This window comes from Dictyoglomus turgidum DSM 6724, from assembly GCF_000021645.1.
Classification (GTDB): Bacteria; Dictyoglomota; Dictyoglomia; order Dictyoglomales; family Dictyoglomaceae; genus Dictyoglomus; species Dictyoglomus turgidum.
In genome coordinates this window covers 222900-234061 of record NC_011661.1, presented here as the reverse complement: position 1 = coordinate 234061, position 11162 = coordinate 222900, and the positions used below count along the sequence as shown (strand labels likewise).

9 protein-coding genes are annotated in these 11162 nt (G+C 31.8%); 4 read left to right on the top strand and 5 right to left on the bottom strand.

Annotation, left to right across the window (positions count from 1 at the left end; genetic code table 11):
• Positions 1-6: 6 nt before the first annotated feature.
• The 3 genes from DTUR_RS01155 to DTUR_RS01145 form a co-directional block, all read right to left on the bottom strand.
• A complete protein-coding gene (locus DTUR_RS01155) occupies positions 7-885 on the bottom strand; it encodes a hypothetical protein (RefSeq protein WP_012582646.1) in 879 nt (292 codons plus the stop codon).
• A gap of 378 nt (positions 886-1263) precedes the next feature.
• Complete coding sequence (locus DTUR_RS01150; protein WP_012582645.1) at positions 1264-2004, bottom strand: hypothetical protein; 741 nt, start codon at positions 2002-2004, stop codon at positions 1264-1266.
• A gap of 1 nt (position 2005) precedes the next feature.
• On the bottom strand, positions 2006-3517 hold the full coding sequence (locus DTUR_RS01145; RefSeq protein ID WP_012582644.1) for a hypothetical protein: 1512 nt from the start codon (positions 3515-3517) through the stop codon (positions 2006-2008).
• A gap of 39 nt (positions 3518-3556) precedes the next feature.
• On the opposite strand from DTUR_RS01145, the gene DTUR_RS01140 reads away from it, so the two are divergent.
• From DTUR_RS01140 to DTUR_RS01130, 3 genes are read left to right on the top strand one after another with little or no spacing between them, the layout of a single operon-like run.
• Positions 3557-4414, top strand: a complete 858-nt coding sequence (locus DTUR_RS01140) for a DMT family transporter (RefSeq protein WP_012582643.1) — start codon at positions 3557-3559, stop codon at positions 4412-4414.
• Between the two features lie 3 nt (positions 4415-4417).
• On the top strand, positions 4418-5503 hold the full coding sequence (locus DTUR_RS01135; protein WP_012582642.1) for an alanine/ornithine racemase family PLP-dependent enzyme: 1086 nt from the start codon (positions 4418-4420) through the stop codon (positions 5501-5503).
• The gene (locus tag DTUR_RS01130; protein ID WP_012582641.1) at positions 5500-6813 is read left to right on the top strand and encodes a cyclic 2,3-diphosphoglycerate synthase; all 1314 of its coding nucleotides are present in this window, start codon (positions 5500-5502) and stop codon (positions 6811-6813) included. The genes DTUR_RS01135 and DTUR_RS01130 overlap by 4 nt, the downstream gene beginning before the upstream one ends.
• Here DTUR_RS01130 and DTUR_RS01125 read toward each other — a convergent pair.
• Entirely contained in the window at positions 6806-9118 is a 2313-nt protein-coding gene (locus tag DTUR_RS01125) for an HD domain-containing phosphohydrolase (RefSeq protein ID WP_012582640.1), read from the bottom strand. The two genes, DTUR_RS01130 and DTUR_RS01125, sit on opposite strands and share 8 nt — an antisense overlap.
• Before the next feature lie 66 nt (positions 9119-9184).
• Positions 9185-9325, bottom strand: a complete 141-nt coding sequence (locus DTUR_RS01120; protein WP_164930943.1) for a hypothetical protein — start codon at positions 9323-9325, stop codon at positions 9185-9187.
• A gap of 200 nt (positions 9326-9525) precedes the next feature.
• Between DTUR_RS01120 and DTUR_RS01115 the strand changes: the two genes are divergently transcribed.
• Positions 9526-11160, top strand: a complete 1635-nt coding sequence (locus tag DTUR_RS01115) for a hypothetical protein (protein ID WP_242603713.1) — start codon at positions 9526-9528, stop codon at positions 11158-11160.
• Positions 11161-11162 lie beyond the last annotated feature (2 nt).

Sequence of the window (11162 nt, the reverse complement as noted above, 5' to 3'; positions counted from 1 at the left end):
CCTCCTTTATTGAGAAAAGTATAGTTTTAATATCTCTTGAAACTCCTTTGGAAGAATCCTTGAGGCTGTTGGATTTTCTTCTTCATAGGAAGGATTTAGGTTAATATTGCTTCCTGAAGCTTTTCTTCTTCCTTCCAAGGTAGGAGCCTGGAAGAGATAATTTTTACCTTCTTTTTCTGAAAGAGAGGGTGGTACATATATTTTTTCTCCTGAAAATACTCTTCTTTGACTTTCTGCTTCTCCAAGTTTTGTTTCTCTTTCTTCAGTTCCAGGAAGAGATCCTGTTTGTTTTGTATTTTCTTGCAATCCTTCACCAGGAGATGGATTTTGGAGCATTCTATCCTTTAATGACATCTCAGGAGGATTGTTATTTTCCAAAGTTGAACCCTCTTCTTTTTCTCCTGTTGGTTCCTTTAGGGAAGATTTTGAGGTTTGGTCCAAAAAAGCCTGATTCCTTCCTGCTGATGTAGGAAGGTTGCTGCTATCTATAGAAGCTTCTTTGCTTCCCTTTTGTTCTTCATTTTTATTTAGATTACTCTCCTTTTCCTCATTAGACTTTTCTGAGGAAGTTTTGACTTTATTATTTTTGAGAGTATTTTTGTCAAAATTATACTGGGATAGGAATTCCTCTAAGGATTTTGGCTTTTCAAGATCTTCTATTCTTTCTTTATTGTATTCCTCCTGGGAGATTCTCTCCTTTTTGAGATTTTCACTTGAAAGGTTATCTTCAAGGATTTTGCTTTTATTATTTATTATTCTTTGAGATTTTACCTCTTGTTTATTTTCCTTATTAGCATTATTTATGGCCTTTGATATGTCCTTAGGAAAAGAATACACAAGATTTAAAAAAAGAAGAAATAGAAAGAGTATTAATAGAGTTTTCAAGAGTTTGGAGGGCTTAAATTTATAAGCTTTGGAAAGTTCAATCTTGGAAAGTTTTTCTTCAAGATCTTTTTTTAATTTATCTATAAGCCCATAAGGATCATTTAAATTTTTATACTCCCAAAAGGTAATTAATCTTTCTTCTAAGGAATAATGTTTATCAGCATTTAGAATTAGCTTATAGTAATTAGGTTTTTTACTTAGCTTTATATAGAGGTAATAAATTATAGGAAGAAGAATTAAGATAGAGTTGATCCTTAAAGAAAAAAGATTTAAAAGAAGAATAATATTTAAAACAAAAAGAATAGCTATTGCTAAACCCTCAAGGAGGAAGTATAAATTTGCTTTCTTAATAAGTCTTTCTATGTTATCAAAAAAATATCATTCTTTTTCCTCTCCTTTATAATATTTTAACCTTTTTTGGGCGATGAGTATAGATATTAAAAAAATAAGTAAATAGAACAAAATAATTATAGGGATATGTTTTGGAGGATCAAAATTTACGCTTACATAGAGAATATTTTCTGCCCCTACAAGCCAGAGGATATTATTTAAAGGAAAGAGGAAAAAGGTAGATGGAAAAATAAAGGGAATTATTATGAAGACTAAATAAGAGATCCAATGGAAAAGCCAGTTTAGTGATGGATTTATAAAAGTAGACCATAAAGCTCCAAGTCCAATAAGAGGTATGGTATCTAATATTAAGAGGAAATAAAGCATAAAGATTCTGCTAATATCTCCTGAGAAGTTTATTATTAGATTAAAAGGAAAAAGAATTACAAAAAGGTAAAGAATATACAAAAGCGTGGAGAATACTCTTCCCAAGATGATATTAGGAATGGAGAGATCGGAATATTTTACAAGGCTTAGGGTTTTGAATTCCCTTTCTGCAAGAAGATTTCCAGAAGATATTAAAGAGGAAAGATAAGTTATAAAAAGGAAATGAGATAGGGAAAATATGAGAAATAAGTCAGGAATGGAGTATTTATTCACATCTAAGGTTTTTGAAGGCCAGAGTATGAGGGTGAGAATAACAATAATAAATATATAGATGAGCTCTGTCTTAAGATATTTTTTATCATTGATTTTAAATTTAAATTCTGTTATCCACCAAAGTCTCATTTTATTCTCCTAAGGGTATAATTAGGATATTGTCTCTATAAACCTCCGTTTTTATGTCATCAAAATTAAATTGATTCAGGGGCTCTTTTATTCTTCCCCAGAGAAGAATTCTTTTTTTAGAAATTAAAGAAGTTTTTAGGCGGTAATTTTTTAGAATTTCGTTAAGAAGAGAAGGTTCTTTAAGCCCACTTTTCCATACTGTTATGTCCTTTCTCTCCCCTTTTGTTATACTTCCTATGTAGTTTTCTGCATTTCCTAATTTTAATACTAAATCTCTTAATTCAAAATTTGAATTATTTTCAATGATAAGAATAAATCGATCGGGGAGTTCTTTGAAATCAATGTTTATAGGAAGAAAATGAAAGGAGAGTCCTTCTAAAAAATATACCCTATTTTTTTCTAAGATAATTTTTCCCTTGTTTTCTTTCCTATTAATAAAAAGGGATACTTTACCCTTTTGAGGCTGGTAGTAAGCGTTGTAAAGGAGAAAGATATTAGGCGAATAATTAAAGGAGATGTCCCTTTTAAAGGGGGAGAAGAGAGAAACATTAAAATAATTTTCCCCAACGAAAGTATTTGGATCGAGGTATATAAGGGATTTTTCTCCCACCGCAAGAGCATCTTTTTCAAAGGAATTTTTAACCTGAAATCCAAGGATAGAAAATATGGAAATAATTGTAAGAAAAGTAATAAAAGAAAATCTCTTTTTAAAAAGGAAATTTTTCCATAAGAACAAGGAAATAAAGTAAATGATTAACGCTGCTGTAATAATAAATCGGTCTGGGTATAGGAATTTTTGCCCTTGAAGAAGGCTAATGTCAGGGGTATAAAGAATAGTATTGTGAGGAATAGTGATATTGACTGGTGGTATTTTTAGTAATTCCAAAGGAATTTTTTTAACTTCGTCCGTGAAATAAACTCTTCCTGTAAGGATTTTATACATAGTAATGGAATTTTTTAAATTTGTGGGAAGTTTATCCCAAAAGGCTCTCTCAATTAATATAAGATCAAAGTTATCATAAGCTTTATAGTTTAAAGGAAGGAACTTTTCATCATATATTCTTAAGATTCGTGCTTTTTCCGAAAAGGGTAAAGAGGGTATATTTTTTCCAAGAATAAGAATAAGAGGAAGAACTATTCTCTCAAGGGAGATATCAATTTTTTCCTCTCTTATTAATTTGTTATTGTGCCATATCCTTAATCTTAGGGGATATCTAAAGTCAATAGGGGGAATTAAAAATTCTATCTTTTTATTAGAAAGGGGAGGAATTTCTATATTCTCTTGATAAACGGTTTCGCAATATCCTGCGTATCTTAATCCTTGGTTATATATAGCCTCTATATTAAGAGTTATTCTATTTCCAGGATTATAAATATCTATAAAGAGGGGTAAAAATCTTTCCAATTTCCATTCAGATTTTATTCCAAGGGAAATATCAAATATTAGCTCTTGAGAATAAGATATGGAAGTTAAAAATATTAATGCAAAAATTAATAAAATTATCTTTTTCATATTTAAATTATACAATTTTTTTGTGATAAAATAATTTCTATGATTATGGCTTATTTATTTTTACTGGGCAGGATCATACTTCTTGGCTATGAAAAAATTGTGGTAAAAAAAGTAGGAGATAAAAGCAATAGCATAGCCACATCTTTCCTATTTTTCTTAACCGCTACTTTGTTTCTTCTTCCCTTTGCCTTTGGAAAAAATGTGTCTTTGGATTTTGGAAGATTAAGATATGGGATACTAAGTGGATTTATCTATTCCATATCCTTTGTACTTTATGTTAAATCCTTATCTTTGGGAGAAGCATCCTTAGTAGGTCCTCTTTATAACTTTAATGTCTTTTTCCTTCTTATTTTGACTACTGTATTTCTAAGGGAGCCTTTTACTCTTCAAAAAATTGTTGGACTTTCACTTTTAGTTTATGGGGCTTCCTTTTTAAGTAAGCAAGAAAATCTTTTTAAATCCCTTAGGGTGCTTTTTGAAAAGAAAGAGACTCTTTTTATGTTGGGGAGTTCCTTCCTTATAGCCATAGGAAGGACCATTGATGGTTTTGTGGTGGGAAAGGTGGATCCTTTGTTTTATTGTTTCTTCCTTTATTTTGTAATAAGTATTTATCAGTTTATCTATATTCTCCTTAGGAAAGAATTGGGAGAAGTTTTGAAAATTTTTAAAGAAAAGGCTCTTCTTGTCTTTATTGCTGGGGCTATTAATGCTTATTCCTATTTATTTCTTCTCATTGCTTTTAAAAGTATAGATGTGAGTATTGCTGAGCCTCTTTCTATGTTGAGCATGATAATAACCTTGATCCTTGCCAAAAATATTTTTAAGGAGAATATAAGAGAGAGGACTATTGGCGTTTTAATTATGATCTTGGGAGCATGGATCCTTAATTGGAGATAAGTTATGAATATATGCTCTCCCTACTTAGAGATAAATCTTCCTGCTATCTATCATAATGCAAAGGTTATAGTAGAAAAAGGAAAGGAGCAGGGAATTTTAATTGATGGAGTTACCAAGGTATCCCTTGGAGATCCTAAGATTGCAAGAGTTCTTGTCAAGGCTGGAGTTTTTGGAATCTCTGACTCTCGAATTGAAAGTATAAAAAGGATGAAGGAGGATGGTTTAGATACTCAATTTACCCTTATAAGGCTTCCTTGTCTTTCCCAAGTGGAAGAGGAGATAAAATATGCAGATGTGTCTTTGAATTCAGAATTTATCACCCTTAAGGCTTTGAATGAGGCAGGAGAAAGACTTAAAAAGAAGCATAAAGTGATAATCATGGTAGAGATGGGGGATATAAGGGAGGGTATATGGAATAAAGAGGAGCTTTATTTTGTAATTGGAGAGGTTTTAAAGATGGAGAATCTTGAACTTTGGGGGATTGGCACTAATTTTACTTGTTTTGGAGGGGTCATTCCTACTGAGGAGAAGTATATAAGTTTTTTAGAGATTGTTAGAGATTTGGAGAAAAGATTTAATATATCCTTTCCTATGGTTTCTGGCGGAAATTCAAGTAGTATTTCCCTTCTTTTTGAGGGTAAAATTCCTTCTGGAATTAATCATTTGAGAATTGGTGAAGGAATCATGTTGGGAAGAGAAACATCGTATAGAAAACCTGTTTTAGGGGCAAGAACTGATACTTTTAAATTTGTGGGAGAAATTTTAGAGATAAAGGAGAAGCCATCTATCCCTTGGGGAATTATTGGAGAGGATGCTTTTGGGCATAAGCCTTCCTTTAAGGTAAGGGGAATAAGGAAGAGGGCTCTTCTTAATTTTGGAAGGCAGGATATAGATCCTGAGGGACTAATTCCAGAGACTTTTGGAATAGAGATTTTAGGTGCTACTTCCGATTATACAGTGGTGGATATTTCTGAAAATGATAGTTTAAAGGTTGGTGATAGTATAAGTTTCTCTTTAAATTATTCTGCTCTCTTACAAGCTTTTACATCTCCCTTTGTAAAGAAGATCTACAAGGAGGTAGATTTATGAAAAAGGTTATAATTATGGGGGCTGGAGGTAGGGATTTTCATAATTTTAATGTGATTTTTAAAGATAATCCTCAATATAAAGTGGTTGCCTTTACTGCTACTCAAATTCCTGGTATTGAGAATAGAATTTACCCAAAGGATCTTGCGGGAGATCTTTATCCTGATGGAATTCCCATATTTCCTGAGGAAGAGCTTCCCGAATTAATTAAGAGATATGAAGTAGATGAAGTGGTATTTTCCTATAGCGATGTCTCTTATAATTATGTGATGCAAAGGGCGAGTCTCGTACTCTCTTTGGGAGTAGATTTTAGATTGTTGGGTACAGAGACTATGTTAAAAAGCAAAAAACCTGTAGTGGCAATATGTGCGGTGAGAACAGGTTCTGGAAAAAGTCAGACCACAAGGTATGTGGTGAGAGTGTTAAGAGATATGGGGCTTAAAACTGTAGTAGTTAGACATCCTATGCCCTATGGGGATTTTTTGAGGCAGAAAGTTCAGAGGTTTGAGAAAATGGAAGATCTTGATACTCATGAATGTACCATTGAAGAGAGAGAAGAGTATGAGCCTCATATAAGGCAAAAAGCTATAGTCTATGCAGGAGTGGACTACAAAGAGATATTAAAGGAGGCTGAAAGTGAAGCTGATGTAATTGTCTGGGATGGAGGAAATAATGATTTTCCATTTTATAGACCTGATCTTTATATTACCGTAGTGGATCCCTATAGGTCTGGACATGAACTTTCTTATTATCCTGGAGAAATAAATTTGATCCTTGCAAATGTGGTTGTGGTAAATAAGGTTGATACTGCACCAAAGAATAAAGTTCAAGAAGTAGTGGAGAATGTAAGAAAAAGAAATAAGAAGTGCCAGATAATTTATGCTAAATCACCTATTAGGGCAGAAAAAGAAGAGGATATTAAAGGTAAAAAGGTTCTTGTAGTGGAAGATGGACCTACGGTGACTCATGGAGAGATGCCTTTTGGAGCGGGTTATATCTTTGCAAGGGAGAAGGGAGCTATAATTGTGAATCCAAGGGATTATGCCGTAGGAAGTATAAAAGAAGCCTATGAGAAGTATACTCACCTAAGGGAAGTTCTTCCTGCTCTTGGTTATAGTAAGGAACAACTTAAGGAACTTGAGGAGACCATTAACAAATTTGATGGTGAGTATGTGATAATTGGAACTCCTATTGATTTGAGAAGGGTAATTAATATTAAAAAGAAGACTATAAGGATTTTTTATGAGTATGAAGACTATGGAGAGAAGACTTTAAAAGATTTAATAAAGGAGTGGTGGAATAATCTTAGCTAAATCTTACTTTGCTCATTAAGATCATCTCAATAAAATAATCAGAAAGGTATGGATCAAACTGGGAACCTTTACATCTTTTTATCTCTTCTATAGCCTCATCAATAGTTAACCTCTTTTTATAAGGTCTATAAGCAGTCATAGCTTGAAAACTATCAGCAAGGGTAAGAATTCGGGAATAAAAAGGTATATCTTCTCCTGAAATTCCATCAGGATACCCTTTTCCATCCCATCTTTCATGGTGATGTCTTATTAGCTTTCCAATCTCTCTAAAGGCAGAGACGTTTTGAAGAATCTCTTCTCCCCATACGGGATGCATTTTCATAATCATATACTCTTCATCGGAAAGTTTTCCAGGTTTTTTCAAAATATAATCAGGAACTTTTATTTTACCAATATCATGTAGATGTCCAGCATACTCTAATATTCTTAGTTCTTCATCATTTAAACCTATGTATTTCCCAAAGTTTACAGCAATATTTCTCACTTCTCGGGAATGTCCTCCTGTGTAGGGATCTCTTGCGTCAATCATCTCTACAAGTACAATTAATGATTCTCTGTTTAATCTATATATTCTGTTTTCTAAATCTTCTTTATAAAGTAAAGAAGAAAGAACAGGACTTATTTTTTCTACAATTTCTAAATCCCTTTGATCAAATTTTTTAGATTCTCTTAGACTGTTTATATTTAAAACTCCTACCAATTTGTCATTGTGAATTAATGGATAACATATGGAGGATTTTATATTAAACCGAGGTTCAATTATTAAGAATCTGCTATCTTTGTAAGCGTCCTCAAGGATTAAAGGCTCTCTATGTTGGGCTACCCAACCAGCTATACCCTCTCCCATTCTTAGTACTGTATTTTCTACTACTTCCTTAGGAATCCCACAACTTGCAAAGATTTTTAGAGTATTTTCATCCTCATCATAAGCCATAATTGATCCTGCGTCAGCATCTAATATGTTTAAAGTTCTTCTTAATATGCTTTCAAGGAATAGGTTTTTTTCAATTTTCTCTGAGAAGAGATCAATGATTTCTGATATTTCCTTTTCTTTCTTTAACCTCTTTTTTAGGTTTATATCTTCAACAGTATGCTTAAACTCTTCTAAGAGGAGGTCAAAAATTCCTTGGGGAATTTCTTTCTCATAACAGATAGCATATTGAATTTTGTTTTCTATAATAGTATATACATTATTTGGAGTTGACTTTTCTAAGTCTTCAATTTTTATTTTTAGAGAATCTTGCTTAGGGTATAAAGTCAGAAATTCATTGTTTAATCTTTTTAATATTTTTATATCATTTTCAGGAAAAAGATCCTTTAATTTTTCATAAAAAATTCTCTCTACATCCTCAATATTCTTGTTAGATATATCTCTCAAGAATTCATACCCTATAATCAATTCTTCATACTTTCTTTTATTTTCTTCAAGAAGTGTTCTTATCTCTTTAGTTTGTCTTTCAACCTCTTTCTTTAAATATCTTCTACTTCCAAGGATCCAAAGGAAGACAAAAGCTAAAAGAGAAAAAAGAATTAAAAGCCCTTGAGTTTGACTTTCTTTCTTCTTTATTTCAAGTCTTAAAAGAATTTCTTCGCCAAACCATTTTTGCAAAAGGTCAATGTACTTTGGGGATTTTATTATCTCATCAATTGCCTTTTTAATGGTTAGGAAATATGGGCTTCCTTTAGGAAGAGCAATTCCAGAGTAATTGGTAAATAATTTGTCAGGGAGGATTTTAAGTTTATCGTTCCAGTTATTTTGAGTAATAAGCCATTTAGCTGCATAATAGTTAATGACTCCAGCATCTACATCTTTCCTTAAAATTCCTAAAAGTACGTCTTTTGATGACTCATAAGGGATAGTTTGAGTAATATCTTTTAAGAAGATATGGGCCACATCAAGGTTAAATACTCCTACTTTTTTCTTCTTTAGGTCCATAAAATTATTTATGGGGGAACCAATGGGTACGATAATTACACTAAAGCTTTCTAAGTATGGTACAAAATCATATCTCTTCTTTCTTTCTTCTGTGATTCTCATAAATTCTATTCCGTCTACTTTACCTGTGTTTAAGAGCTCTACTGCTTTTTCCCATGGGACAAGCTTTATCTCAATGGTTTTATTTATTTTTTTGGAAAGTTCATTAACAATATCCACTGCAAAACCTTTAGGATTTCCCTGCGAATCCAAATACTCTATAGGAGGTAAGTTAAAATCGCCTGCAAAAGTAAGGCTTTCTTTCTTTTCACCTAAGGAGAAGGGTGTAATTAGAATTATTATTAATATTATTGAAAATAGTTTCTTCATGAATTTTATTTTAACAAAAATAAAAAAGGAGAGGAACCCTTCTTCGGGCCCCCTCCCCCCTCAAGCTTACTTGGAAGATACCTCTAATACAACTTCTATTGGGGGTTTAGAGCTAAATGTCTGATTTCCACCAGGAGCTTCATCTGCTAACACAATATTTAATAAGGTTAAAAGAGCTATTATAACAATTGCAATTATCTTCTTCATTTTTTAGCTACCTCCTCTTCCAAATGTTCTTTTGATTTTTAATATAAAAGATTACATTTGATAATCAAATCATGTAGTCTTTAAAAATCTTTATTTTTAAAGTGTTTGTAGCAGCTAAAAATGTCTATAAAGAGAAAATTAGGATTTAGAGGTTTTTACAGTTATTTCTGATATAATAAATTTAAATTATGTATAAAAAGGTGCCTGTCATTGCCTATATTTTATTTAAATATGGTAACTTTTCTAAGCCATTTTTGAATCTGATTTTAGAAGAAGAGTTACCAGAGGAATGGTATTATTATTTTATTGCTCAAAGGTATAAGTGGATGGGAAGCTGGGAGAAAGGGTTAGCTATAATTGATAGAATTCAAAAGAGGGAAATAAATAATTTAACTCTTTATTTTTTATTATTAGCAGACAAATTGGCTTTTTTAAAATTCCTCAAAGAACCATCAGCAGATATAATCTTTGAGGAACTTAGAAAAGACTTCTTTAAAATCCCTCTTCTTGCAAGAAAGATTATTGCACCTACTCTTTGGGATTATTTTATAACTAAATTCTCTCAAAGAGGGGTTTCAAAGTTAAGATTATGGAGTAAAGATTATATAGAAGATGAGTCCACCTATTTATTTATACTTTTTAATAGGGCAAACGAAGAGGCAAAAAGGGGAAATTTAAAAAGAGCAATCAAAGGGTATTTTCAGGGCATAAAGATAGCAAAAGATATACCTCATCCTACGGGTTTGATTTATTGTTTGAATAATTCAGCTTGGTATTTGAAAGATAAACATCCTTTATTGGCTTTAAAACTTGCAAAAGACGCAGTTTATTATTGGGGATATTTCCGGGAAAACTTGGAGAGTGGTTTTTTTGCTCTTGATACCCTTTTCCATATTCAGAGAAAGTTAAGGCAGAGTGATATTTTTGAGATGGGAGAAGTTATTCTTCATCTTTATGAAAAACTTCCTGAAGGAAAGGGATGGGGGACAAAGGAGCACTATAAGGAACTTAAAGAGTTTTTTGAAAAAAGAAAATTAAATTTGGATTTAGATATCTATGAGAACAATTATGAACTGAGGGATTATTTGAAAAGACTCTTTAAAGATAAAAATTTAAGTGTGCTTTCTGAAGAATTGAAGATTACTAAGACAAATCTTTCAACCCTTCTTAAGGGATGGACCCTAAGGGTAAAAGGTATGACTATAAGGAAGATTTTAGATAAATATATGGGGGTGGATCCTTTTGAGGCTCCCTTTCCCATACTAAATGAGTTTTTAAAGGAAAAAATAAAAAGAGAGTATTTTGAGAAAAATAGAGAAAATTTTATTAAACTCTTCCTTGAAGAAAGGATAATTAACTTTGTCACTACTTATATGAGCCTTATTAATAGGGATTATTTCAAGAGAGATAAGAACTTAGAAAAATTAATAAGAGCTATAAGGGAAGATTTTGATGAATTCTTAAAAAAAGTGGATAAAGATTTGTACCTTATGGATTTTATAAATAAAATTTTTTCATCGGATCCTGTGGTAGAGGCAAGAAAGTGTTTGGCTCTTAAATTCATCAATACTCTTCCTAAAGGTAAAAGAATGAAGTTTATAAATAAATACATTTCTTTAAAGGAGAAAGAAAGAAATATGATAGATGTTTTTGTAAGAAATTATGTAAGGTACGACTTAAAGTGGGAAACAACTCCTGAATCTAAGTGTATTCCAGAAAAATTTTTAAAGTATTACCGTGTAAAAAAGACTCCTTTAATTCTTTCTATCTATTACTTTGATAAAAGACTCCAAAGAAGAAAGTTAATAAATTTACTTGACCAAATGGTGATATAATA

Excerpts from the sequence above, each read along its gene's own strand:
- DTUR_RS01150 (WP_012582645.1), bottom strand. The coding sequence starts at position 2,004 with ATGAGACTTTGGTGGATAACAGAATTTAAATTTAAAATCAATGATAAA.
- DTUR_RS01145 (WP_012582644.1), bottom strand. The coding sequence starts at position 3,517 with ATGAAAAAGATAATTTTATTAATTTTTGCATTAATATTTTTAACTTCC.
- DTUR_RS01140 (WP_012582643.1), top strand. The coding sequence starts at position 3,557 with ATGATTATGGCTTATTTATTTTTACTGGGCAGGATCATACTTCTTGGC.
- DTUR_RS01135 (WP_012582642.1), top strand. The coding sequence starts at position 4,418 with ATGAATATATGCTCTCCCTACTTAGAGATAAATCTTCCTGCTATCTAT.
- DTUR_RS01130 (WP_012582641.1), top strand. The coding sequence starts at position 5,500 with ATGAAAAAGGTTATAATTATGGGGGCTGGAGGTAGGGATTTTCATAAT.
- DTUR_RS01125 (WP_012582640.1), bottom strand. The coding sequence starts at position 9,118 with ATGAAGAAACTATTTTCAATAATATTAATAATAATTCTAATTACACCC.
- DTUR_RS01120 (WP_164930943.1), bottom strand. The coding sequence starts at position 9,325 with ATGAAGAAGATAATTGCAATTGTTATAATAGCTCTTTTAACCTTATTA.